Origin of the sequence: Dyella japonica DSM 16301, assembly GCF_001010355.1 — a bacterium.
GTDB classification, from domain to species: Bacteria; Pseudomonadota; Gammaproteobacteria; order Xanthomonadales; family Rhodanobacteraceae; genus Dyella; species Dyella japonica.
On sequence record NZ_JPLA01000019.1, the window covers coordinates 1 to 23,133 of the forward strand.

At 65.1% G+C, this 23,133-nt stretch carries 22 protein-coding genes and 1 tRNA gene; 10 read left to right on the plus strand and 13 right to left on the minus strand.

The genetic code is table 11. The annotated features are described in order from the left end of the window. Positions 1-21: 21 nt before the first annotated feature. Together fmt and def are read right to left on the minus strand one after the other, a co-directional pair. Positions 22-942, minus strand: coding sequence for a methionyl-tRNA formyltransferase (fmt, locus tag Y882_RS07050; protein WP_046971201.1), 921 nt, complete (start codon positions 940-942; stop codon positions 22-24). Further along, entirely contained in the window at positions 939-1,448 is a 510-nt protein-coding gene (gene def / locus Y882_RS07055; RefSeq protein ID WP_046971202.1) for a peptide deformylase, read from the minus strand. Before def ends, fmt begins: the two co-directional genes overlap by 4 nt. Before the next feature lie 189 nt (positions 1,449-1,637). Between def and Y882_RS07060 the strand changes: the two genes are divergently transcribed. The 6 genes from Y882_RS07060 to purD all read left to right on the plus strand — a co-directional run bounded on the left by Y882_RS07060 (position 1,638) and on the right by purD (position 10,585). After that, on the plus strand, positions 1,638-2,765 hold the full coding sequence (locus Y882_RS07060; RefSeq protein ID WP_046971203.1) for a LysM peptidoglycan-binding domain-containing protein: 1,128 nt from the start codon (positions 1,638-1,640) through the stop codon (positions 2,763-2,765). Positions 2,766-2,846: 81 nt separating this feature from the next. After that, positions 2,847-4,016: a DNA-processing protein DprA gene (gene dprA, locus Y882_RS07065; protein WP_046971204.1), complete on the plus strand. Its 1,170-nt coding sequence runs from the start codon at positions 2,847-2,849 to the stop codon at positions 4,014-4,016. 82 nt (positions 4,017-4,098) lie between these two features. Beyond that, positions 4,099-6,630 carry a DNA topoisomerase I gene (locus Y882_RS07070; RefSeq protein ID WP_046971205.1) on the plus strand — a complete coding sequence of 844 codons (2,532 nt, stop codon included), beginning with the start codon at positions 4,099-4,101 and terminating at the stop codon, positions 6,628-6,630. After that, the gene (gene tsaC / locus Y882_RS07075; protein ID WP_046971206.1) at positions 6,631-7,203 is read left to right on the plus strand and encodes an L-threonylcarbamoyladenylate synthase type 1 TsaC; all 573 of its coding nucleotides are present in this window, start codon (positions 6,631-6,633) and stop codon (positions 7,201-7,203) included. 194 nt (positions 7,204-7,397) lie between these two features. After that, positions 7,398-8,750, plus strand: coding sequence for an AMP-binding protein (locus Y882_RS07080; RefSeq protein ID WP_425479419.1), 1,353 nt, complete (start codon positions 7,398-7,400; stop codon positions 8,748-8,750). A gap of 551 nt (positions 8,751-9,301) precedes the next feature. Then, positions 9,302-10,585, plus strand: a complete 1,284-nt coding sequence (purD, locus tag Y882_RS07085) for a phosphoribosylamine--glycine ligase (protein WP_046971208.1) — start codon at positions 9,302-9,304, stop codon at positions 10,583-10,585. Between the two features lie 72 nt (positions 10,586-10,657). On the opposite strand, the gene Y882_RS07090 is transcribed toward purD, so the two are convergent. The 3 genes from Y882_RS07090 to Y882_RS07100 form a co-directional block, all read right to left on the minus strand. Further along, positions 10,658-11,068: an SRPBCC family protein gene (locus Y882_RS07090; RefSeq protein WP_046971209.1), complete on the minus strand. Its 411-nt coding sequence runs from the start codon at positions 11,066-11,068 to the stop codon at positions 10,658-10,660. 47 nt (positions 11,069-11,115) lie between these two features. Next, a complete protein-coding gene (locus tag Y882_RS07095; RefSeq protein WP_046971210.1) occupies positions 11,116-11,562 on the minus strand; it encodes an SRPBCC family protein in 447 nt (148 codons plus the stop codon). An 85-nt stretch (positions 11,563-11,647) separates the two neighbouring features. Beyond that, positions 11,648-12,301 carry a dihydrofolate reductase family protein gene (locus Y882_RS07100; RefSeq protein ID WP_046971211.1) on the minus strand — a complete coding sequence of 218 codons (654 nt, stop codon included), beginning with the start codon at positions 12,299-12,301 and terminating at the stop codon, positions 11,648-11,650. Between the two features lie 182 nt (positions 12,302-12,483). On the opposite strand from Y882_RS07100, the gene Y882_RS07105 reads away from it, so the two are divergent. After that, positions 12,484-14,358, plus strand: a complete 1,875-nt coding sequence (locus Y882_RS07105) for an MFS transporter (protein WP_046971270.1) — start codon at positions 12,484-12,486, stop codon at positions 14,356-14,358. A gap of 46 nt (positions 14,359-14,404) precedes the next feature. On the opposite strand, the gene Y882_RS07110 is transcribed toward Y882_RS07105, so the two are convergent. The 8 genes from Y882_RS07110 to Y882_RS07145 all read right to left on the minus strand — a co-directional run bounded on the left by Y882_RS07110 (position 14,405) and on the right by Y882_RS07145 (position 19,608). Beyond that, on the minus strand, positions 14,405-15,274 hold the full coding sequence (locus tag Y882_RS07110; RefSeq protein WP_046971212.1) for a regulatory signaling modulator protein AmpE: 870 nt from the start codon (positions 15,272-15,274) through the stop codon (positions 14,405-14,407). A 121-nt stretch (positions 15,275-15,395) separates the two neighbouring features. Beyond that, complete coding sequence (nudC, locus tag Y882_RS07115) at positions 15,396-16,367, minus strand: NAD(+) diphosphatase (protein WP_046971213.1); 972 nt, start codon at positions 16,365-16,367, stop codon at positions 15,396-15,398. 13 nt (positions 16,368-16,380) lie between these two features. Then, a complete protein-coding gene (gene erpA / locus Y882_RS07120; protein ID WP_046971214.1) occupies positions 16,381-16,758 on the minus strand; it encodes an iron-sulfur cluster insertion protein ErpA in 378 nt (125 codons plus the stop codon). A gap of 46 nt (positions 16,759-16,804) precedes the next feature. Continuing rightward, positions 16,805-17,227 carry a bactofilin family protein gene (locus tag Y882_RS07125; protein WP_046971215.1) on the minus strand — a complete coding sequence of 141 codons (423 nt, stop codon included), beginning with the start codon at positions 17,225-17,227 and terminating at the stop codon, positions 16,805-16,807. Further along, positions 17,214-17,966, minus strand: coding sequence for a DUF6776 family protein (locus tag Y882_RS19975; protein ID WP_046971216.1), 753 nt, complete (start codon positions 17,964-17,966; stop codon positions 17,214-17,216). Before Y882_RS19975 ends, Y882_RS07125 begins: the two co-directional genes overlap by 14 nt. Positions 17,967-18,070: 104 nt before the next feature. Next, positions 18,071-18,541: a bacterioferritin gene (bfr, locus tag Y882_RS07135; RefSeq protein ID WP_046971217.1), complete on the minus strand. Its 471-nt coding sequence runs from the start codon at positions 18,539-18,541 to the stop codon at positions 18,071-18,073. Between the two features lie 139 nt (positions 18,542-18,680). After that, complete coding sequence (locus tag Y882_RS07140; protein ID WP_046971218.1) at positions 18,681-18,881, minus strand: (2Fe-2S)-binding protein; 201 nt, start codon at positions 18,879-18,881, stop codon at positions 18,681-18,683. A gap of 169 nt (positions 18,882-19,050) precedes the next feature. Continuing rightward, a complete protein-coding gene (locus tag Y882_RS07145) occupies positions 19,051-19,608 on the minus strand; it encodes an RNA pyrophosphohydrolase (RefSeq protein ID WP_046971219.1) in 558 nt (185 codons plus the stop codon). Positions 19,609-19,791: 183 nt separating this feature from the next. On the opposite strand from Y882_RS07145, the gene Y882_RS07150 reads away from it, so the two are divergent. From Y882_RS07150 to queD, 3 genes are all read left to right on the plus strand, one after another. Further along, positions 19,792-19,868: transfer RNA gene (locus Y882_RS07150), tRNA-Met, on the plus strand. A gap of 358 nt (positions 19,869-20,226) precedes the next feature. Next, entirely contained in the window at positions 20,227-22,524 is a 2,298-nt protein-coding gene (locus Y882_RS07155) for an arylsulfatase (protein ID WP_046971220.1), read from the plus strand. A gap of 95 nt (positions 22,525-22,619) precedes the next feature. Beyond that, complete coding sequence (gene queD, locus Y882_RS07160; RefSeq protein ID WP_046971221.1) at positions 22,620-22,982, plus strand: 6-carboxytetrahydropterin synthase QueD; 363 nt, start codon at positions 22,620-22,622, stop codon at positions 22,980-22,982. Positions 22,983-23,133: the final 151 nt, after the last annotated feature.

The following is a 23,133-nucleotide window of genomic DNA, read 5'->3' on the forward strand; positions in this document are numbered from 1 at the left end:
TGCGCCGGAATGACGAGCTTCTTAAGCGCCGCGCGTCTTCATGGCGTTGCAGTAATCCGCCGCCGTAATCCGCTTGCCACCCGCGCGCTGCAACGCAGTCACCCGCAGCGCGCCTTCGCCGCAGGCGATATCGATGCCTTCGCGGCTCATCCCGAGCACCGAGCCCGGCGCACCGCTGCCTTCGATGGCGCGCGCGGCCCAGATGCGCAGTGTTTCGCCAGCGACATCACCCTCGGCCACCGGCCACGGATCGAACGCGCGCACCTGGCGCTCCAGTTCCATCGCCGGCTTGGTGAAGTCCAGTCGCGCCTCGGCCTTGTCCAGCTTGTGCGCGTAGGTGACGCCTTCGCCCGGCTGGGCCTGGGCATTCAAGGCCTCGCCGGCCATCACGCGCGCCAAACCCTCGGCCAGCACGTCAGCGCCCAGCATGGAGAGGCGGTCATGCAGCGAGCCGCCGGTGTCTTCGCCACTGATCGGCGTACGGCGCTCCAACAGCACCGGGCCGGTATCCAGGCCGGCTTCCATCTGCATCAGGTCGACGCCGCTTTCGCTGTCGCCGGCCAGGATGGCGCGCTGGATCGGCGCTGCGCCGCGCCAGCGCGGCAGCAGGCTGGCGTGAACGTTCCAGCAGCCCAGGCGCGGAATGGCCAGCACCTTGCGCGGAAGAATCAGGCCGTACGCCACCACCACCATCAGGTCGGGCGCGTAGGCGGCCAGCGTGGCGCGCGCCTCGTCGGACTTCAGCGATTCGGGCTGCTCGACCGCAATGTCGGCAGCGAGGGCCGCCTGTTTCACCGGGCTGGGCGTCAGTTTGCGGCCGCGACCGGCGGGGCGGTCGGGCTGGGTATAGACCGCCACCACCTCCGCGCCGCTCGCGCGGCACGCTTCAAGGCAAGGTACGGAAAATTCGGGGGTGCCCGCGAAAACGACGCGGAGCTTCAAGCGGTGGCCGCCTGCTTGCGCTGCTTTTCCAGGCGCTTGAGCAGCATCGAGCGCTTGAGCGGGGACAGGTAGTCCACGAACACCTTGCCGGCCAGGTGATCCATCTCGTGCTGTACGCACACGGCCAGCGGGCCTTCGAACTCGTGCTCGATCTCGTTGCCGTCCACGTCGTTGGCCTTCACCTTCACCTTGAGGGCGCGGGTGACATCGGCATAGATGCCCGGAAACGACAGGCAGCCTTCCTGGTAGACCTGGGCGCCGTCCTTCTCGATGATGCGAGCGTTGATCAGCGCCAGCGGCTGGTTGCGCTCGTCGCTCATGTCGGCCACCAGCACCTGCTTGTGCACATTGACCTGGGTGGCGGCCAGGCCGACACCATTGGCGTCATACATGGTCTCGAACATATCGGCCACGAACTGCTTGAGTTCGGCGTCGAACACGGTCACCGGTTCGGCCTTGGTACGCAGGCGGGGATCGGGAAATTCGATGATGGTCAGTACGGACATGGCTTTACCTCAAGCGCCGAAACTGCGGGCGAATCGGTGAAAACCAAGCCCCGGGCGCATCTAGAATGACCTTTATTGTACGCCGCCAAGCGCCCGTCTGGCATGCTGTTTTGCCAACTGGTCACGGTTGCGTGAACAAGTTGTTCGGTTACACTCGCCCGAGCGTTGGGGGATGGGGGATTCCCGTTTATGATCAGAAAGTCCATTGGACTGCTGGCCGGCATGCTGGTCACGGTGGCTGTTTACGCTGCGGGCGCGCAATTGCGTGCCGATCACCCCGATACCTATACGGTTCGAAAGGGCGACACCCTTTGGGCGATTTCCGCACGCTTCCTTTCCAAGCCCTGGCTGTGGCCGGAAATCTGGCAAGCCAACCCGCAAGTGCAGAACCCACATCTCATCTATCCGGGTGACGTGCTGAATCTGTCGTTCGCCAACGGTCCGCGCCTGGGCTTGCAGCCCCGCGTGCGTGCCGAAGGCGATGCAGTGCCGGCCATTCCGCTGGATCAGCTGCAGACGTTCCTCAAGGAAATGCGCGTACTCAACAGCAACCAGGTCAAGGCGCTGCCTTACGTGGTGGGCTTCGAGGAAGCGGATCTGCGCGGCACGGTGGGCAAGAACGTGTATGCCCGCAACCTGCAGGCCGAGCCGGGTCAGCGCTTTGCGATCGTGCGTCCGACCCAGACCTTCCGCGACTTCGACAGCAAAAAGGGTCGCGACAGTGGTTCGGATCTGGTGGCCCACCCGCTGGACAGCAATGTGTCGCTGGTCCAGACGCCCTGGAAGGAAGATTTCCGCGCGGACGGCCACTACGGCCATGGCGAGGACATCGGTACCGAGGTGATGGTGATCGGCACCGCCGAAGTGCTGCGCACCGGCGACCCGACCACCCTGCTGCTGTTGAACGGCACGATGGAGATCAACAAGGGCGACCGCCTGCTGCCGATCGACGACAAGCCGTATGACGCCTACTACTACCCGCATGCGCCCAAGTCGCTGCCGGGCAATGCGCGCGTGATCGCCTTCGCCGATGCCTACGATGCGGTGGGTCCGCACCAGGTGGTGGCGTTGAACATCGGTTCGCAGGACGGCGTTGACAACGGCCAGACCTATTCGATCTACCAGCCGGGCGAAACCATCAACGACGACGTCGCGCACAACAGCTGGAATCGCGGCACCGGCGTGGACGTGACCTTGCCCCAGGAGTTCGTGGGACACGTGATGGTGTTCCGCACCTTCGACCGCGTGAGCTACGGCCTGATCATGGATGGCCTACGCCCGGTGCACAGGCACGACAAGCTCGAACTGCCGAACTAAACCTCCGGCGGTACAGGACGACAGAACGGCGCGGTCATGACCGCGCCGTTTTTTTTTGCGCCGTGCCTAGGCTGGACGGCGATGAGCGACTCTCAACAGCTACGCACCTGGCTGATCCTGCTGCGCACGCCGCGCCTCGGGCCGGGCGCCCTGCGCGAACAACTGGCGGCCCACGACGGCCACATCGATGCCGTGCTCGCGGCCCTCCGGCAGCGACAGGCTGACCTGCCTGCCGATACCCGTCGCTGGCTGCAATGCCCCGACCCTCGTCGCCTCGACGCCGATCTGGCCTGGCTCGAGCAGCCCGGCCATCGCCTGATGTTGTTCACCGACGAGGATTTCCCGCCGCTGCTGGAAAACATTGCGCAACCGCCGGTAGCGCTGTTCGTGGCCGGCGACGCCAGCCTGCTGCTGCACGCGCAGCTGGCCATCGTGGGGGCCCGCGCCGGGACACTGAGTGGCTGCGCCGATGCGCACGCCTTTGCGCAGGACCTGGGGCAGGCCGGCTTCACCATCACCAGCGGCATGGCCGAAGGCATCGATGGCGCCGCCCACCTGGCCGCGCTCGAGGCCGGGCAGCCTACGGTGGCCGTGGTGGGCACCGGACTGGACCGGGTCTACCCACACAGGCACCGAGCCCTGGCCCGGCGCCTGGAGGCCGAAGGCGCGCTCGTGAGTGAGTTCGCGCCGGGTACGCCGGGTCGCGCCGATCATTTTCCGCGGCGCAATCGCCTGATCGCCGGTTTGTCGCTGGGCACCCTGGTGATCGAGGCCGGCCTGCAGTCGGGCTCGCTGATCACCGCCCGCCTGGCGGCGGAACAGGGGCGCGAGGTATTCGCTTTGCCCGGTTCCATACATAATCCCCTCGCTCACGGTTGCCATCGGCTGATTCGCGATGGTGCGCGGCTGGTCGAAACGGCTGCTGAAATCGTGGAAGTGCTTGCTCCTGCTGCTGTCGCACTGGGGCGTGAGCTGGCTGGCCGGCTGCAAGGCCCAGTCGTCGCGTCCCCTCAAGAGACGGCGTCCGTAGCCGATCCATCCCGCCGGGCTGTGCTCGACGCGCTCGGCTACGGGCCGGTCGCGCTCGACGATCTGGCGGGTTTCACCGGCAAAACTGTCGCAGACCTTACATCTGTGCTGTTGATGCTGGAGCTGGACGGCCAGGTCGAAGCGCTGCCAGGCAATCGTTATCAACGCTTGCCGGGCCAGCGAAAGCCCAACTGCAGCGCGCTTTCACATGGTTCAGCTTGACGGCGTGATGCCGCCATGCCTTTAACTAAATATAGGAAGCCGGCCCGGACAGGTCGGCTGTAGATGGCGGAAACCAAGCTTCATGGCAAAAAACCTGCTTATCGTCGAGTCGCCGGCCAAGGCGAAGACGATCAATAAATACCTCGGCAAGGACTTCCAGGTCCTGGCCTCCTATGGCCACGTCCGCGACCTGCGCCCGAAGGAAGGGGCGGTCGACCCGGACAACAACTTCGCCATGGCCTACGAGGTCATCGACCGCAACGAGAAACACGTCGACGCCATCGCCAAGGCCGCCAAGCTGGCCGACGACATCTATCTGGCGACCGACTTGGATCGCGAAGGCGAAGCGATCTCCTGGCACATCAGCGAGATCCTCAAGGAGCGCGGCCTGACCAAGGGCAAGACGCTGCATCGCGTGGTGTTCTCCGAGATCACGCCCAAGGCGATCAAGGCCGCCGTGGCCGCCCCGCGCCAGCTCTCGCTGGACATGGTCGATGCGCAGCAGGCGCGCCGCGCGCTCGATTACCTGGTGGGCTTCAATCTCTCGCCGGTGCTGTGGCGCAAGGTGCAGCGCGGTCTTTCCGCCGGCCGCGTGCAATCACCGGCGCTGCGCATGATCGTGGAGCGCGAGGAAGAGATCGAGGCGTTTGTCGCCCGCGAGTACTGGACCATCGAGGCGGCACTGCGCCACCCGGAAGGCGACTTCAACGCCCGCCTGACCAAGCTCAACGGCAAGAAGTTCGAGCAGTTCGACCTCACCAACGAACACGATGCGCTGGCCGCGCGCCATGCACTGAAGCAGGCGGCGCATGGCCACCTCACCGTCAGCGACGTCGGCAGCAAGGAGCGCAAGCGCCGCCCGGCGCCGCCGTTCACCACCTCCACGCTGCAGCAGGAGGCCGCGCGCAAGCTCGGTTTCTCCACCAGCCGCACGATGAAGATCGCGCAAGGCCTGTACGAAGGCGTGTCGATCGGCAGCGAAGGCAACGTGGGCCTGATCACCTACATGCGTACCGACTCCGTGGCGTTGTCCGAAGACGCCGTCGGCGAGCTGCGCCAGCTGATCACGCGCGACTTCGGCGCCAAGGCGCTGCCGGACCACGCGCAGGTCTACAAGTCCAAGTCCAAGAATGCGCAGGAAGCGCATGAGGCGATCCGCCCGACCTCGGCCATGCGCACGCCGCGCGAAGTCGCCTCGTACCTCAATGACGAGCAGCGCAAGCTTTACGAACTGGTGTGGAAGCGCACCGTTGCCTGCCAGATGATCCACGCCACGCTTAACACCGTGTCGGTGGAATTCGCCGTGCCGCACGTGCACGGTGGCGATGCCTCGTTCCGTTCCACCGGCACCACCGTGGTCGATCCGGGCTTCCTCGCCGTGTACGAGGAAGGCCGCGACCAGAAGACCGCCGAAGACGACGACGAAGGCCGCCGCCTGCCCAAGCTCGACGTGGGCGAGCGTGTGGCGCTGCAGGACATCCTGGCCGACCAGCACTTCACCGAGCCGCCGCCGCGCTACTCCGAAGCGAGCCTGGTGAAGACCCTGGAAGAACACGGCATCGGCCGTCCGTCGACCTATGCCAGCATCATCCAGGTGCTGCTCAACCGCGAGTACGTGTTCCTCGACAGTCGCCGCTTCAAGCCGACCGACGTGGGCCGCGCGGTGAGCAAGTTCCTCACGGCGCATTTCACCCGCTACGTCGACTACGACTTCACCGCCAAGCTCGAGGACGAGCTGGACGCCGTGAGCCGTGGCGAAGAAGCCTGGGTGCCGCTGATGGAGCGCTTCTGGCAGCCGTTCAAGCAGCAGGTGGACGAAAAGACCGAAACCGTCGACCGCAGCGAAGCCACCGGCGCGCGCGAACTGGGCAGCGATCCCAAGAGCGGCAAGCCGGTGTCGGTGCGCCTGGGCCGCTACGGGCCGTATGCGCAGATCGGCGACAAGGACACCGACGAGAAGCTGCAGTTCGCCAGCTTGCGCCCGGGCCAGAGCATGCACACCATCACGCTGACCGACGCGCTGGAGCTGTTCAAGCTGCCGCGCAAGCTCGGCCAGGCCGAGAACGGCGATGAGGTGTCGGTGGGCGTGGGCCGCTTCGGTCCGTTCGTGAAGCAGGGCAGCACTTACGCCTCGCTCAAGCCCGAAGACGATCCGTACACCATCGAACTGCCGCGCGCCCTGCAGATCGTGCAGGAAAAGCTGGAGATGATCGCCAACCGCATCATCCAGGACTTCGGCAACGGCGTGCAGGTGCTCAACGGCCGCTTCGGCGCGTACATCACCGATGGCGAGAAGAACGCGCGCATTCCGAAGGACCAGGAGCCGAAGGAACTGACCGAGGCGCAGTGCATCGAATTGCTCGCTGCCGCACCGGTCAAGAAGGGGCGCGGCGCGTTCAAGAAGACTGCCAAGAAGGCTGCCGCCGAGAAGAAGCCGGCGACAAAGAAGGCGGCCGCCACCAAGACCGCTGCGAAGAAAGCGCCGGCGAAGAAGACCACCGCCAAAAAGGCCGCGAGCAAGAAGACCGCCACGAAGAAGACGGCGGCCAAGAAGGCCCCGGCCAAGACCGCCACCAAGAAAGCCGCCGCCAAGAAGGCGGCCACGGAAGCCTGAGTGACGGCTCGCTTCAGCCTGGCCGAACTGGATGCCGCCGCCGCGCTGGTGCGCAGCGGCGGCGTGCTGGCCTATCCAACCGAGGCGGTGTTTGGCCTCGGTTGCGACCCGCACAATCGCGTCGCGTTCGAGCGGCTGTTCGCGCTCAAGCAGCGGCCGCCCACCCAGGGTGTGCTGTTGATCGCGTCGGATTTTGCCCAGGTCGAACGCTATATCGATCTGGCCGCCGTGCCAGACGCCGTGCTGGCGCAGGTGCGTGAAAGCTGGCCCGGCCCGAACACCTGGATCTTCCCGCGCTCCCAAGACGTGCCCGCCTGGGTGGCTGGCGCGCATGCCGGCATCGCCCTACGGGTGACGGCGCACGAACCTGCTGCTGCGCTGTGCCGCGCCTATGGCGCCGCCCTGGTCTCCACCAGCGCCAATCCGCACGGCCAGCCGCCGGCACGCAGCGCCGACGTGGCTGCTGACTACTTCGGACCGGCGCTGGACGGCCTGCTGGATGCACCGACCGGTGAACAGCAGCGGCCTACCGTGATCCGTGATGCGCTCTCCGGCGCTATCATCCGTGCCTGAGTGAAGCCGCAAGGACTTGCTGACCGGGTCAGCGAGGATGAACGGATTCCACATGCCACGCGCTCTCAGTAGGGAGTGATTCAGTGGCTACCGCGAGGATGGGGATCATCGCGGGCTCTCTATTCCGTCCGCACGTCGGACCGGCCCAGGCCGGACCGAGGGGCAGACTGCCGTTGCCGGAGAACACCTTGGCCATCGTTTTTGAAAACGTCCAGCTCGAACGCACCGCCATCGAGTTGCCGTTGCTGACGGCGACGGATCGCCCGTTGGTGTGGCGCCATAGCGAGCCGGTCACCGCCGCCCGCTTCCTGGCGCACGTGCTGGCGATCGCCGAGCAGCTGCCGGTGGGCCCTGCCGCCGTGAACCTGTGCGAGGACCGCTATGCGTTCCTGGTGGCGTTCTGCGCCATCGCGCTGCGCGGCCAGACCAACCTGCTGCCGTCCTCGCGCGCGCCGCAGGCCGTGGCCGAGGTGATGGCCGCCCACCCGGGCAGCTATGCGCTGGGCGAACTCGCGCTCGATGCACCGCCGAGCCACTACCGCCACCTGCCCAATCTGATGGACGTGCCCGAGGCGCAGGGCGAGCTGGCGATCCCTTCGCTGCCGGGCGACCAGGTCGTCGCCATCGGCTATACCTCCGGCTCCACCGGCACGCCCAAGGGCAATCCCAAGACCTGGGGCAGCTTCAACGCCAGCAATGCGGGCAACCTGCGCATGCTGCACGACTCGGTGGCCAAGCAGTTCCACGTGGTGGCGACGGTGCCGCCGCAGCACATGTACGGCATGGAGATGTCCGTGCTGCTGCCCCTGCTCGGCCATATCGCCGTGCATGCCGGCCGCCCCCTGCTGCCGGCCGACGTGGCCGCCGCACTGGCCGAGGTGCCCGCGCCGCGCGTGCTGGTCACCACGCCGGTGCATCTGCGCGCGCTGATCGAATCGGGTGTGGCCTTGCCGCCGATCGACGCCATGGTGTCCGCCACCGCGCCGATGCCGGTCGAGCTCGCCCAGGCCGCCGAAGCGCGTTTCGGTGCGCCGCTGCTGGAAGTGTTCGGGTCGACGGAAACCTGCGTGTTCGCCAGCCGCCGTTCCGCCAACGACGAACCCTGGCAGTTGTACGACGACGTGCAGCTGCATCCCCAGCCCGATGGCACGCAGGTGCGCGCGCCGCAGCTGGACGAGCCGATGACGTTGGCCGACATCGTGACGCTGCATGACGGTGGCCGTCGTTTCCGCCTGTGCGGCCGCCATTCGGACCTGCTTGAGATCGCCGGCAAGCGCGCCTCGCTCGGCGACCTCACCCGCCGCCTGCAGGCGATCCCGGGCGTGCAGGATGGCGTGGTGTTCCAGCTGGAGAACGGCGATGCGCTGGGCGTGCATCGCATCGCAGCGCTGGCGGTGGCGCCGGACATGGATGAGCAGACCATCCTGGACGCCTTCCGCCAGTCGGTGGATCCGGTGTTTCTGCCGCGGCCGTTGAAGTTGGTGGCGGGGTTGCCGCGCAATGAGACGGGGAAGTTGCCGCGGGCGGCGTTGTTGGCGTTGCTCTAGCTCTGCTCCCTCTCCCCGCCGGGGAGAGGGTTGGGGTGAGGGGCGGGTGCTCGCGGGAACGTTTGCTCTTCGGCATCCCGGCGCGGCCGGAAGCGCTCTTCAACGGCCGCATGGCTGGTCATCCAGAGCATCGGTCTCCGCTTGTCGCGATGAGGCCAGCGTGCCGCCTACGCGGCGGGCGTTTCGATCGGCTGCCGCCGCTCGAGTCACTTTTCTCTTGCTGGCCCAAGAGAAAAGTAACCCAAAGAGAATGGCCTAAAACGCCCGCAGCATCGTGCTNNTGCGCAACGCGCCCGAATCGCTGAGGACTTAAAGCCGGGATCGCTTCGGTTTTCGGGGTGCGCCCCACTTCTCCCTCTCCCCTCCGGGGAGAGGGTCGGGGTGAGGGGCGGGTGCTCGCGAAAGTGCTGATCGGGACGGGCTTTGTTCGATGCCCCAACCCAGCCTCCCGCTGAAGCTCCCCCCTTGCTGCACTGCGAAATCCCCCCGTCGCCCTTTACAATGGCGTGCTGCGCCGCTCCAGGCGCACCCCTACGGCAGTTGGAGTCCCCATGAAAGTCCTGGTCATCGGCAGCGGCGGGCGTGAACACGCGCTGGCGTGGAAGCTCAAGCAGTCGCCGCGCGTGAGCGAAGTGATTGTCGCCCCGGGCAATGCGGGCACCGCGCGGGAAAAGGGTGTGCGCAACGCCGACGTGGCGGTGACCGACCTGGAGGGCTTGTTCAAGCTGGCCAAGGACGAAAAGATCGAGCTGACCGTGGTCGGCCCCGAAGTGCCGCTGGTCGCTGGCGTGGTCGACAAATTCCGCGCGGCCGGCCTGCGCTGCTTTGGACCGCGTGCCGTGGCTGCCCAGCTCGAAGGCTCCAAGGCGTTCGCCAAGGACTTCCTGCTCCGCCACAACATTCCCACCGCACGCTACGCGGTGTTCACCGAACTCAATCCCGCACTCGCCTATGTGCGCCAGCACGGCGCGCCCATCGTGATCAAGGCCGATGGCCTGGCGGCGGGCAAGGGCGTGGTGGTGGCGTTGACGCTGGCCGATGCCGAGCAGGCGCTGCATGACATGCTGGGTGCGCATCAGTTTGGCGATGCATCTGCGCGCGTGGTGATCGAGGAATTCCTCGACGGCGAGGAAGCCAGCTACATCGTGATGAGCGATGGCCAGCATTCCTTGCCGATGGCCAGCAGCCAGGACCACAAGCGCCGTGATGAAGGCGATCTGGGTCCCAATACCGGCGGCATGGGCGCGTATTCGCCCGCGCCGGTCGTCACGTCCGAGGTCGAGAAGCGCATCCTCAAGGAAGTGATCGAGCCCACCTTGCGTGGCATGGCGATGGAAGGCGCGCCCTTCATCGGCTTCCTCTACGCAGGCCTGATGATCGACAAGAGCGGCGCGCCCAAGGTCATCGAATTCAACGTGCGCTTCGGCGATCCGGAAACTCAGCCGATCATGCTGCGCCTGAAGTCCGACCTGGTGGACCTGATCGAAGCCGCGCTCGACGGCGAGCTGCATCACACGCACGTGCAGTGGGACCCGCGTCCTTCGCTCGGCGTGGTGATGGCGGCGGGCGGCTACCCGGGCAAGGTGCGCAGTGGCGACATCATCACCGGTCTGGACAGCGATTTCGGCTCTGACGTGAAAGTGTTCCATGCCGGCACGCAGCTCGACGCGCAGGGCAAAGTCGTGACCGCCGGCGGCCGCGTGCTGACGGTGTGTGCGCTGGGCAAGGACATTGCGGCGGCCCGCGAGCATGCCTACGCGGCGGTAGCGAAGATTCACTACGAGGGCGGCTTCTGCCGTCGCGATATCGCGCATCGCGCGCTGCATCGCCTCTGAGCTGCTCCAATCAGCCCGCGAAAAGCCCCGGACCTCCGGGGCTTTTGTTTTGCGTCTTCCGTGGCGGCGCAGTCAGCCCGCCTCTTCCGCGATCCTCTTCAGCGCACGCAGCACATCGCCAAAATCGCCCGTCACCTGCGGTCCGATGGATGCGGCCTCGGGACCCGTGATCTGAGTGGCATAAGTCACTCTCACCCGACGTGGCGAGAGCGCTTCGATGCGATGGTCCACCACCACGCGCGTTTCATCGATCAGCGTTTCGTCGGTGAACGCCTGCTGCTCGTCGACCGCGATCAAGGTGCTGACGAACGCATCCGTGCCCGGTGGCTGCATGGTGAAGGTCGTGCCGGTGGCAAACGGCCCATGCAACTGGATGCGTTCGATGCCGGCATTCCAGCGCTGCCAACCCGGCACATCGGCAAACACCGCCCAGACCTGCGCAGGTGTGGCGTCGATCTCGATGCTCTCTTCATGCGTCCACATGACAGCTCCTTGCGAGTCGTGGAACGCGGACGTTCCAGCGGAATGGCTCAGCCGGGAATCTCCGGCTCGACCAGGTTGGCCAGATGCAGCAGTGATTCCTGCCAGCCGAGATAACACGCCTCGGTGGGGATCATCGCCGGAATGCCCTCCTGCACCACATGCAATTCCGTGCCGCAGGAGACCTGCTTCAGGGTGACCGTGGTCTGCATCTCGCCGGGCAGGTTCGCATCGTCGAAGTGCGCGGTGTAGCGAATGCGTTCGCCGGGCACCAGCTCACGATAGGTGCCGCCAAAGGAATGGCTGTGGCCGGTGGAGAAATTCGTGAAGGACATCTGGTAGCTGCCACCGACCTTGCCATCAAGATGCTGCACCTTGCCGGTGTAGCCATTGGGCGGCAGCCAGCGCGCCATGGCGTCGGCATCGAGAAAGGCGCGGTAGATCTTCTCCGGCGTGGTGCGAAGCACGCGGTGGAGGGTAACGGTACCGGTGGTCATGCCTGGAACTCCTGTGCGGTGACGACTGTGCCGTGGTGGCGTCGTCATCGATACGACGAACATGCCTTGCTTATTTCGACGTTCGCTATCCGTCCTGTCGACGCAGGAAGACGTGAGTGGCGCGTTCGCCTGCGACGTGCTCCACCGCCTGGTAGCCAAGTTGAGGCAGATCCAGGCCATGGAACAAGGCTTCGCCGCCGCCCATCAGCCACGGCCGCACCGCCAGATGCACTTCATCGATCAGGCGCGCCTGCAGGTACTGGCGCACGGTGGACACGCCGCCGCCGATCCTTACGTCCTTCCCGTTCGCGGCGGCACGCGCCTGTTCGAGCGCGGCGTGGATGCCTTCGGTGACAAAGTGAAACGTGGTGCCGCCCGCCATGGTGAGCGGCGCGCGAGCATGCTGGGTCAGGACGAACACCGGCACGTGATACGGCGGCTCATCGCCCCACCAGCCCTTCCAGCTGTCGTCGGGCCACGGGCCACGAACCGGGCCGAACATGTTGCGGCCGAGGATCCACGCGCCGATGTCCACGAAACCCTTTTCGGCCATATCGTTGTCGACGCCGGTTTCGCCGTCGCTGCCGCCGCCGTGCATGCGCTGGAACATGCGGGTGGGGAAAAACCACTCCATCAGGCCGAAGCCATTCACACCGAGGGGATGTTCGACATCCTGGTCGGGTCCCGCAGCGTAACCATCCATGGATACGGCAAAGCTTTGCACGCGAACGTTCGACATGACGGCTGCCCGTGTTGTTGGAGTTGCCTACCCGACGTATCACCTGCGCCCAGATCGACACGAGAGGATGCTGGCGCCCCGGACGAAACGCAGCATGCCAGAAAGATCGAAGGCCGCGCCCGTGCGTTATGGCCCCGCTGCTATGCTCCGCGCGTGAAGGACACCACGCCACCGAGCTGCGCATGAGCCAATTCAACCTGCTGGGAAGCCGACGTTTCGCGCCATTCTTCTGGACGCAGGCGCTGGGAGCGTTCAACGACAACGCGTTCCGCAACGCGATGGTCATGCTGGTGGCGTTCCAGATGGGGCTGGATGACAAGACGGTGTCGCTCTACACCAACCTGGCGCCGGCCTTGTTCATTCTTCCGTATTTCCTGTTCTCGGCCACCGCCGGACAGCTGGCGGAGAAATACGAGAAGTCACGCATCATCCGCTACGTGAAGCTGTTCGAGATCGCCGCCATGGCGATTGCGGCGATTGGCTTCTACACGCATCACACGACGTTGCTGCTGGTGGTGCTGTTCCTGATGGGCCTGCACTCGACCACGTTCGGGCCGATCAAGTACGCGATCCTGCCGCAGGCCTTGAAGCCGGAAGAACTGGTGGGCGGCAACGGCCTGGTGGAAATGGGTACGCAGCTGGCGATGCTGATCGGCATGATTGCGGGCAATTCGCTGATGTTGATCGCGGGCTTCGGGCCCATCGCTGCCTCCGCCACCACCATCCTTGTCGCGGTGCTCGGTTATCTCGCCAGCCGTCGCATTCCGCCGGCACCGGCGACGGCGCCGGACCTCGTGTTCAACTGGAATCCGGCCAGCGAAACCGCGCGCGTGCTTGGCATCACCAAGCAGGATCGCCGCGTGTTCAACGCGGTGCTCGGCATTTCCTGGTTCTGGTTCTTCGGCACCGTCTTGATCGCGCAGCTGCCCAACTACACGCGCCTCAACCTGGGCGGCGACGGTTCGGTCAATACGCTGGTGCTCACGCTGTTCTCGCTGGGCACGGGTGTCGGCGCCCTGCTGTGCGAACGCATGTCGGGGCGTCGCGTCGAAGTGGGCCTGGTGCCGCTGGGCGCCTTTGGCCTCACGGCGTTTGGCGTGGATCTTTACCTGGCACATCCACACCTGGCGACGGCGCATGGCCTGGACTGGCTAGGCTTCCTGCACAGCTCAGGCAGCTGGCGCGTGGCGATGGATCTCACCTTGATCGGCGTGTTCAGCGGCTTCTACGTGGTGCCGCTGTTCGCCTTCGTGCAGGCGCGCACGCCGCGCGACCGGCTCTCACGCGTGATCGCTGGCAACAACATCATCAACGCGCTGTTTATCTGCCTGGCCTCGGGTTTCGGCTTGGCGCTGGGTGCGCTGGGTTTCACGGCGGTGCAGATTTTCCTCGCTGCCGCGCTGCTCAACGTGGCGGTGGCGACGTACATCTTCACCATCGTTCCCGAATTCCTGATGCGCTTCATCACCTGGGTGCTGGTGAACACGCTGTACCGCGTGCGCGTCGATGGGCTGGAAAACATTCCGCAGGAAGGCCCCGCCCTGCTCGTGTGCAACCACGTGAGTTTCATGGATCCGCTGCTGTTGATGGCGAATCTGCGTCGGCCGGCGCGTTTCGTCATGTACTACAAGATCTTCAATATCCCGGTGCTGAAGTTCGTGTTCCGCACGGCCAAGGCGATTCCGATTGCCGGGTACAAGGAAGATCCGGTCGTGCTGCAGCGGGCCTACGATGAAGTGGATGCCGCGCTCGCCGATGGCGAGCTGGTGTGCATTTTTCCGGAAGGCGGTCTGAGCAAGGATGGCGACATCGCCCCGTTCCGCCCGGGTGTAGCGCGCATTCTGGAACGACGCCCGGTGCCGGTGGTGCCACTGGCCTTGCGCGGCCTGTGGGGCAGCGTGTGGAGTCGGCGCGATTCGATGTTGCACCGTGCGCGCCTGCCGCGACGCTTCCGCGCACGCGTGGAACTGGTCGCCGGCGCGCCCTACTCACCGCAGGACGCGCAGTTGGAAACGCTGGAAGCCCGGGTGCGCGAGCTGCGCGGCGATTTCGCCTGACGGTTTGCCAGGCGATCGCGCGAGTCCCCTGCGATCGCCTGCTTGATCAACCCATCCAGCCGGCCAGCACGATCAAGGCCACTACGCTGAGCCATGCCAGCAGTGCGCGCAGCAAGGCGCCGCGCAGGCGGATCAGTTCGGCCAGCGTATCGATGCGTTCCTCGGCATAGCCGTCGCCCGCTTCAATATCCACCTGCACATCCGCGCGCGCGGCGGCGCCAAGAAAGCCCGGGCCTTCGACATACCAGCTGTTGGGCGGCTGTTGCTGGTGCCAGCGCTTCCACGCGCCAATCACCGCATCCCAATGGCCCACCAGGGCGAGCGTAAACACCATCAACTGCGCAGGCAGCCAGTCAGCCATGTTGGCAAAGGAGCGGGCGGCGTTGCGCGCTGCCGTATCCAGCCGCAGGGTCTGGTCGCGGCCCAGGGTTTGCGCAAGCCGATAGAGCAGCGCACCGGCAGGACCCAGCAGGAAGAACCACAGCAGCACGCCAAAGCGTCGGCGCAGCGCGGCATAGGCGGTTGCTTCGCCCAGTGCCAGCGCGCTCCAGGCCACCGGCTCGCCGTCGTCCGACAGCGCCTGGGCGGCGGCTTCACGCGACGGCTGGTCGGGTGCCTTGATGATGGCTTCCAGATCCGCTTCGTACGCATGCGGGCCGAAGCAATACAGCAGCACCACCAGGGAAAAGATCAGGCGAAAAAGATCGCTGCCCGGCAACAGGTCGATCAGCCAGATGGCGATCAGGCACAGCACCACCGGCACGCCCAGGGTCACCGCAACGCGCGCCGGACCGCTGGTATCACCCAGCTGCGCCACCCAGCGCCGGAAGCCGCCGTCGCCGCGCCAATGCACGAGCTGCGGCATGACATGGACCAGGCCAAGTGCGATGAGTGCAGCGAGCAGACAGACAGCCATGAACACGTTTCTCCCTATCGACGAGCGCATTGTAGGGCAAGGCGGTGACGGGTCAGTGGGCGCGTAGCCGGGCGTACCGCTCGTCATTCCGGCGCAGGCCGGAATGACTGTCCGGAGAACTTCAGCTCTTGCGCTGCGCGACGAGCTCGTCAAGCTCCAGGCCGGCCTGTTGGCGCAGCCAGTGCTCGAGCAACCGATAGGACACCGACAACGGCAACGAAGGCAGGAAGCTGCCGTCGGCAATGCCCTCGACGATGTCCTGCGGCGTGAACCAGCGAGCCTCTTCCAGCTCCTGATCGCGCAGGCGGATGGTGCGCGACAGCGCCTTCGCCGTGAAGCCCACCATCAGCGATTGCGGCAACGGCCACGGCTGTGACGAGTGGTAATGCACCTCGCCCACGAGCACGCCTGATTCTTCCGCCACTTCGCGGCGCACTGCATCTTCCAGCGATTCGCCGGGCTCGACGAATCCGGCGAGCGTGGAATAGCGGCCCTTCGGCCAGCCGGCCTGGCGGCCGAGCAGGCAGGCGCCCTGGTGTTCCACGATGACGATGACGGCCGCATCGGTGCGCGGAAAATGCATGCGCCCGCATTCGGCGTTGGTGCACTGTGCACGATGGCCCGAGGCCACCAGCACCAGCGGTGAACCGCAGTACGGGCAGTGCCGGGTTTCGCGCTGCCAGTGCACCAGGCCCTTGGCGTAGGCGAACAGGCCGGCCTCATCGGCAGGCAGCAGCAAGCCGATATCGCGCAGGCCGCCGCGGCGCGCACCGAGCGCTTGCTCCAGGTCGGCCGCGCGCTGAGCGTCGTCGATCGCCAGCAGGAAACGTGGCTGCTCATCTGCCAAGCCCATGAAGCTGGCCTTGAGGTCGCCCAGCAGGCGCTCGCGCTCGGCGCTGTCGAGCCAGCGCAGCGTGTCGCTATCGGGCGACAAATAGGTCTGTCCCAGCGGATCGATCAGCAGGTAGCGCGCGTGTTCGGACGCGCCCTGCTCGTTCACCCACATGCCTTCGTCGCGCCGTTCGGCGACGCGATCAAGGATCAGGCTGAGTCCCGCGAAGGTATTGGGCCGCGGCAAGGTGATGCGATCCATGCCGTGACGACTCTCAGGTGGAGAAGGAGGAACCGCAGCCGCAGGTGGTCTTGGCATTGGGATTGCGGATGACGAACTGCGAGCCGCTCAGGCTTTCCGAGTAGTCGATCTCGGCGCCGGTGAGGTATTGCAGCGACAGCGGGTCGACCAGCAGGGTGACGCCTTCGCGGTCGATCGCAAAGTCGTCTTCGGCCTGGGCCTCGTCAAAGGTGAAGCCGTACTGGAAGCCCGAGCAGCCGCCGCCGGTGATGTACACGCGCAGCTTCAGCTCCGGGTTGCCCTCTTCCTGGATGAGTTCGTGCACCTTGCGGGCTGCCGCCTCGGTAAAGACCAGGGCAGAGCCGGCGCTGCGGTAATCGGGAACGATGGGGAGAGGGACGACGGTATCCATGATGCTCAAGTGGGGATGCGGCAAAGCGTACGCAAGGATACCGCGATCAGGCCGGTACGGCTTCCGCGTCCCGCATCGACGGTGCCGGCAGCTCGCGGGTCAGCTCGGCGGCGTGGTGGCTCATGCGGCCGTTGACCTGGGCGCCAGCGGCCATTTCCAGAGTTTTGTAGTGAACGTCGCCGATCACGCGTGCTTCGGGGGCCAGTTCCAGGCGGTCGCTGGCATGAATATCGCCGCGCACCTGCCCGTTGATGATCGCGTGGGGAACATGGATCTCGCCCTGCACGTGGCCGTTCTCGCTCAGGGTGAACACGGCGCCTGCCTCATCGGCCAGCACCGAGCCGACGATCTGGCCGTCGAGGTGCAGCGCGCCGCTGAAGCGCACATCGCCGTGGATCACCGTGCCGCGGGCGATCAGGCTGGTGTCGTGGCTGTTGGGTGCGCGCTCGCTGCGCTTACGGTTGAGCATCTTGTTCCCCTTGGGTCGGTGTGAGATGGCCGGACAGCGCCTCACCCCAGGCGACCGTGCGCGTGACCGGGTCGTCCCCGGCCGGCTGGGCCTTGATGATCAGACGGGTAGGCCGAAAATCGGCGGGCAGCACGATGGTGCCCTGGAGCTGCTGGAAATATTTGAAGCGGAACGGCATGCCGTCGCGCTGCGCGTTGTCGCCCAGCGCCGCCCAGTCGAGCTGGACCACTTTCTCGCCGCGCAGGCCTTCGATGCTCACGCTGGCATTGCCGGTCACGTCGTCGCCGCGCTTGGCGTTCTGGGTGAGGCTGAGCGTGAGGTTCCACGCATGCGAGTTGTCCACCGGCTGCAGGCGCACTTCCTGCACCTTGAGGCCTTCGCGCTGGGCGTCGCCGCCGGTCAGGCGCGAGTAGAAACCCAGGTCCGCGCGCAGGCCGCTGATTTCCTCTTCGCGCTCGCCCAGCGTCTTGCGCAGCGAGCGGTTGGCGATGTCCGCCACCTGGCCCGCGCGTTGCAGGTTGGCCACCTGCTGCTGGAGGTCGTCGTTCTGCTGGGTCAGCGTCTTGAGCTGGCGTTCTTCATGCGCAGCGGGCGTGGTGCGCCGGGTGAGCCCCCCGACCACCAGGGCGACGATGACCAGGCTGGCCAGCCACGCGGCGCCCAGCCACAAGGCGCGACGCCGCCCGACGGACGCGTCGTGCGGACGTACCACGAAGCGCGGCGGTGGACGTGAAGCCATGCCCGGCCTTCCCAGGAAAAACCAAGGTATAGCCCTGACGTGTAGAAAGCGTCAAGGAACGACGGCACGCTTTGGGCCGTCGTCCTGGGGTGCCAGATGGCCGATCAGCTTTCGATCTTGGACTGCAGGTAGCGCTCGGCGCTGAGGTCCTTGATCAGGCTGAACTGGGTTTCCAGCCAGTCGATGTGCTCTTCCTCGTCATGCAGGATGTTCTTGAACAGGTCGCGGCTGACGAAGTCGGCAATGCTTTCGCTATGGACGATGGCTTCGCGCAGATCCTTCACCGCCGCCATTTCCAGATCCAGGTCGCCCTGCAGGCATTCCACCGGATTTTCGCCGATGCGTAGCTTGCCCAGGTGCTGCAGGTTCGGCAGGCCGTCGAGGAACAGGATGCGCTCGACCAGATTGTCGGCGTGCTTCATTTCCTCGATCGATTCCTTCCTCTCGTGCTCCGCCAGCTCGTCGTAGCCCCAGTCCTTGTACATGCGGTAATGCAGCCAGTACTGGTTGATCGCGGTCAGCTCGTTGTAGAGGACCTTGTTGAGGAATTCGATGACTTTCGCGTCGCCCTTCATGGGAAGTCTCCTTCAGCGCAGAGGGCGACTATACGGCGAGTTTTTCAGGCATGTCGGAACGAGAATGACTAAGAGTTGCGCATGCAAAAACGCGCAGCCAAGGCCGCGCGTTTCGGGGGGAGAGCTGTGGGACGCCGGATCAGGCGATGGCAGCAATCGGCAGTGTCAGACGCACCTGCTGCACAGCCTTGTCGAGGGTGGCGCGCGCTTCCTGTTCGCAACAACCGCAGCAGTCCGAACAGCCCGTGCGAGCCTGCAGCTCGGCGAACTGATGGACGCCTTCGCTGGCGGCCCGGCGGATGTCGCCGTCGGTGACGGCGTTGCACATGCAGATATACATGGCACATATGGGAACGCAAATGCGAATGATTGTCAACTCAGTGAGCAGGCCGTCGTCAGCGGGGTGGTTCAGCTGCCGTCAGGGTTGGTGAAGGAGGCAGGCGGGCGAAATCCCACCCTGCCGTAGGCCAGCCTGGGCTTTGGACCTGAGCGAGCTGGCTGGCGGCCTGTCAGGCCGCGGCCTTGCCCTTGCGCGGAGTGTCGCCTGCGTCAGGACCGTCTCGGTGCGGCAGATCGCCCAGCTGGACACTCAGCAAGGTCTCCACCAGGGGCGCGAAGTGGCGCAAGGCGCGTTCGTAGACCTGGCGCTTGAAGTTGACCACGTGGGCCGCCGGGTACCAGAAATCCACCCAGCGCCAGTGGTCGAACTCCGGCTTCTCGCAGGCATCCAGCTTCAGCGCATCCTCGCTGCCCACCAGGCGCAAGAGGAACCACACCTGCTTCTGCCCGATGCAGGTCGGGTGCTGGTGGTGGCGCACGTAGCGGCTGGGCAGGCGGTAGCGCAGCCAGCCGCGGGTCACGCCGATCACTTCCACGTGGTGCGCGGCCAGGCCGGTTTCCTCTTCCAGCTCGCGGTACATGGCTTCCAGCGGCGTCTCGTCGCTGCGCATGCCGCCCTGGGGGAACTGCCAGCCATCACGATTGACGCGGCGCGCCCAGAACAGCCGGCCGTCCGCATTCAGCAGAACGATGCCCACATTCGGACGATAGCCATCGACGTCGATCATGTTGCCTCCTGGAGCCGGGCGGGTACGGCGGACTACAGGAAACCACCGCGGCTCGACGTCGATTCAAGCACAGCGCAGGAAGCGGGAGCAACCGGCCCCCTTGAACCGGAAGGCGGGGCCAACTAAACTGCCGGGCCCTGCCTGGTCGACCTCACGTCGACGTCCCTGGCGGGCGGCACCCAAGGCTATGTAGCTCAGCCGGTTAGAGCACAGCACTCATAATGCTGGGGTCGGTGGTTCGAGTCCACCCATAGCCACCATGTGTCTGAAGATCGTCCAAAGCCCGCTTGCAGCGGGCTTTTTGCGTTCAGGGCCCACGTTGATCTAGGTGGCTCGATCACACGAGGAGCGCAGCCGCCTCCTTTGGTGTGCTTTGCCCTGGCCGGGCCTCGATGGGGCGCACCCGCCTAGGTAAATTCACGCAGTCCTTCTACGTAGAAGCTCGCTGTCCGGCCCAACACTCCGATGATCCAATGCCCGACGGGCGCCCCGCGTCCAGGCTGCTTGTGGTCTTCGTGGACGTGATCTCCGGGAGTCATCATGGGAAACCGGCTACGCCTCATGGCGCTCGTAGTGCCCTTGTTGCTTGTGCTTTGTGCAGGTGTCCTCGCTCAAGATGTGGCTCCCCCGCCCGCGGCTGGCAACGTCCAGGACCGCAACAAGCTGCCCATGCCGCTATCGCCGTTCACCGGCAAGATCGGCAAGACGTATAAGGAATCCACGTCCGCCTGGCAGAGTCCGCCGAAGGCGCCCGCGGGCGCGCCCAACGTCATCATCGTCCTGCTGGATGACGTGGGCTTCGGCCAGTCATCCGCCTTTGGCGGGCTGGTGCCGATGCCCAACCTCGAGAAGCTTGCCTCCGAAGGCCTGCGCTTTAACGACTTCCACACCACCGGCATCTGCGGCCCATCGCGCTCGGCTTTGCTGACTGGACGCAACCACCACGACGCCGGCAACGGCTTTCTGATGGAGTGGGCCACGGGCTTTCCCGAATACTCCACGATGATCCCCAGGGACACCGCCACGATTGGCGAGATCCTCAAGGACAACGGCTACTCCACCTGGTGGTTCGGCAAGAACCACAACACGCCCGACTGGGAAACCTCGGTCGCCGGTCCCTTCGACCGCTGGCCGACGGGGCTGGGCTTTGAATACTTCTATGGCTTCAACGCCGGCGAAACGGACCAGTGGTATCCGGTGCTGTTCGAGAACACCACGCCCGTCGAGCCGGACAAGACGCCCGCCCAGGGCTATCACTTCATGACGGACATGACCGATCGCGCCATTGCGCGCATGAAGTTCTTCAAGTCGATGGCGCCGCAGAAACCCTTCTTCATGTACTTCGCGCCGGGCGCTGCGCACGCGCCGCACGAGCCGCCCAGGGAGTGGCGCGACAAGTTCAAGGGCAAGTTCGACATGGGCTGGGACAAGTATCGCGAGATCGTTTATCAGCAGCAGCTCAAGGAAGGCATCATTCCCGCCAACACGCAGCTCACCAAGCGCCCGGACTGGGTGAAGCCGTGGGATTCGCTGAACGCCGATCAGAAGAAGGTGTATTCCGCGCTGATGGAAAACTTCGCCGGCTACCTGTCCTTCACCGATCACGAGATCGGCCGGCTGCTGGATGCGGTGCGGCAGCTGCCGGACGCCAACAACACGCTGGTGATCTACATCGTGGGCGACAACGGTGCCTCGGCGGAGGGTGGCCCTGACGGCACGCTCAACGAGATCAAGAACCTCAATGGCCTGCAGACCGACCTGCAGGACGTACTGAAAAACATCGACCGTATCGGCGAGCCCGGCACCGAGCCGCACTACCCGATCGGCTGGGCCTGGGCAGGCGATACGCCATTCCAGTGGGTCAAGCAGGTGGCTTCGCACCTGGGCGCCACGCGCAATCCGATGGTGGCGTGGTGGCCGGCCAAGATCAAACACGACGACAAGCCGCGCGATGCGTTCGTGCATCTGGTCGACGTGTTGCCGACCGTGCTCGATGCGGCGCACATTCCCATGCCCGACACGGTCAACGGCATCAAGCAGTACCCGCTGGCTGGCAAATCGTTCCTCGCTGCCTTCAGCAGCAATGACTACCGGGGCCGCAACGAGCAGTACTTCGAGATTCTGAGCAATCGCTCGATCTACCTGGACGGCTGGAAAGCCGACGCGCAGCACACCATGCCGTGGCGGCAGGACCTGGCGCCAGGCAACTGGGACAAGGATCGCTGGGAGCTCTACAACCTGCAGGACGACTATTCGGAGGCCAATGATCTGGCGGCCAAGATGCCGGAGAAGCTGGCGCAGATGAAAGCGGCGTTCGACAAGGCGGCGGCACAGTTCCATGTCTATCCGCTGGATGACCGCGGCTCGGCGCGTCTTGCGGTGCCCAAGCCAGCGGTCACCGGCTCCGATCCCAATGCCAAGGAGTTCACCTTCGCCGCAGGTGCGACGCGCATTCCGGAAACCGCAGCGCCGCCGATGAAGAATCGCTCGTGGAAACTGGTAGCCAACGTCAAAGCCGATGGCGCGCAGACCAGTGGCGTGATTGTGGGCTTCGGTGGCACGGCAGCGGGCTTGACGCTCTATCTCGACAAAGGCGTGCCCGTGTTTGACTACAACTACTTCGAGAAGCAGACGGCCATCCGCGGCAAGTCACCCCTGAAGTCCGGGGCATCCACGGTGGAAGTTGATTTCGACTATCTCGGCAAGAAGGGCGAAGTGGGCAAAGGCGCCAACGTCACCCTCAAGGTGGATGGCGCGGTGGTTGCCACCGGGAAACTGGACCAGACCGTGGCCGGCCGCTTCGGCATCGATACCTTCGGTGTGGGCGAAGACACTGGCCAGCCGGTGACGCCTGCCTACCAGCCGCCTTTCAAGTACACGGGTGACATCGACAAGGTGGTCATCAGCGTGAAGTGACCCGAGGTGGGCCGGCTCTCTGCTTGAGGGCCGGCCAACTCGCCGGCTGGCTCCTGCCTGAGTGGCTGTAAACAGCTAGGCGCTAGAATGGCCGCATGCATATTTTCAAAGAATTCCATATCGAGGCGGCTCACCGCCTGCCGAACGTGCCGCCGGGCCACAAGTGCGCGCGCCTGCACGGGCATTCGTTCCGTATCCAGATCCACGTCGAGGGCGAGCCGGATCCCACCCTCGGCTGGGTGATGGACTTCGCCGACGTCAAAGCGGCGTTCGCCCCTCTGTTCGACCAGCTCGACCATCATTACCTCAATGACATCGAGGGCTTGGAGAATCCGACCAGCGAAGTGCTGTGTCGCTGGATTTTCAAGCGCTTGCAGCCGTCCCTGCCGGGCTTGGACAAGGTGGTGGTGCACGAGACCTGCACCTCGGGCGCCAGTTGTAGCCGTGACAGCTTTTGACGCGTCGCAATAGATCGGCGTTTGAATGTAATAGATTGGTAATCTTGAATTTTTCGTGACACGTGAGCGTGTCCAGGAAAAATATATTGCAATGCACAAAATGACTTGGTAGCTTAGTCGCCACTACCCCTAATCCCGTCGAGGGACCCAA

Bases quoted from the DNA above. Each gene is read 5' to 3' on its own strand.
- def (WP_046971202.1), bottom strand. From the start codon at position 1,448: ATGTCCGTACTGACCATCATCGAATTTCCCGATCCCCGCCTGCGTACC.
- Y882_RS07060 (WP_046971203.1), top strand. From the start codon at position 1,638: ATGATCAGAAAGTCCATTGGACTGCTGGCCGGCATGCTGGTCACGGTG.
- dprA (WP_046971204.1), top strand. From the start codon at position 2,847: ATGAGCGACTCTCAACAGCTACGCACCTGGCTGATCCTGCTGCGCACG.
- Y882_RS07070 (WP_046971205.1), top strand. From the start codon at position 4,099: ATGGCAAAAAACCTGCTTATCGTCGAGTCGCCGGCCAAGGCGAAGACG.
- purD (WP_046971208.1), top strand. From the start codon at position 9,302: ATGAAAGTCCTGGTCATCGGCAGCGGCGGGCGTGAACACGCGCTGGCG.
- Y882_RS07090 (WP_046971209.1), bottom strand. From the start codon at position 11,068: ATGTGGACGCATGAAGAGAGCATCGAGATCGACGCCACACCTGCGCAG.
- Y882_RS07095 (WP_046971210.1), bottom strand. From the start codon at position 11,562: ATGACCACCGGTACCGTTACCCTCCACCGCGTGCTTCGCACCACGCCG.
- Y882_RS07100 (WP_046971211.1), bottom strand. From the start codon at position 12,301: ATGTCGAACGTTCGCGTGCAAAGCTTTGCCGTATCCATGGATGGTTAC.
- Y882_RS07105 (WP_046971270.1), top strand. From the start codon at position 12,484: ATGAGCCAATTCAACCTGCTGGGAAGCCGACGTTTCGCGCCATTCTTC.
- Y882_RS07110 (WP_046971212.1), bottom strand. From the start codon at position 15,274: ATGGCTGTCTGTCTGCTCGCTGCACTCATCGCACTTGGCCTGGTCCAT.
- nudC (WP_046971213.1), bottom strand. From the start codon at position 16,367: ATGGATCGCATCACCTTGCCGCGGCCCAATACCTTCGCGGGACTCAGC.
- erpA (WP_046971214.1), bottom strand. From the start codon at position 16,758: ATGGATACCGTCGTCCCTCTCCCCATCGTTCCCGATTACCGCAGCGCC.
- Y882_RS07125 (WP_046971215.1), bottom strand. From the start codon at position 17,227: ATGCTCAACCGTAAGCGCAGCGAGCGCGCACCCAACAGCCACGACACC.
- Y882_RS19975 (WP_046971216.1), bottom strand. From the start codon at position 17,966: ATGGCTTCACGTCCACCGCCGCGCTTCGTGGTACGTCCGCACGACGCG.
- bfr (WP_046971217.1), bottom strand. From the start codon at position 18,541: ATGAAGGGCGACGCGAAAGTCATCGAATTCCTCAACAAGGTCCTCTAC.
- Y882_RS07140 (WP_046971218.1), bottom strand. From the start codon at position 18,881: ATGTATATCTGCATGTGCAACGCCGTCACCGACGGCGACATCCGCCGG.
- Y882_RS07145 (WP_046971219.1), bottom strand. From the start codon at position 19,608: ATGATCGACGTCGATGGCTATCGTCCGAATGTGGGCATCGTTCTGCTG.
- queD (WP_046971221.1), top strand. From the start codon at position 22,620: ATGCATATTTTCAAAGAATTCCATATCGAGGCGGCTCACCGCCTGCCG.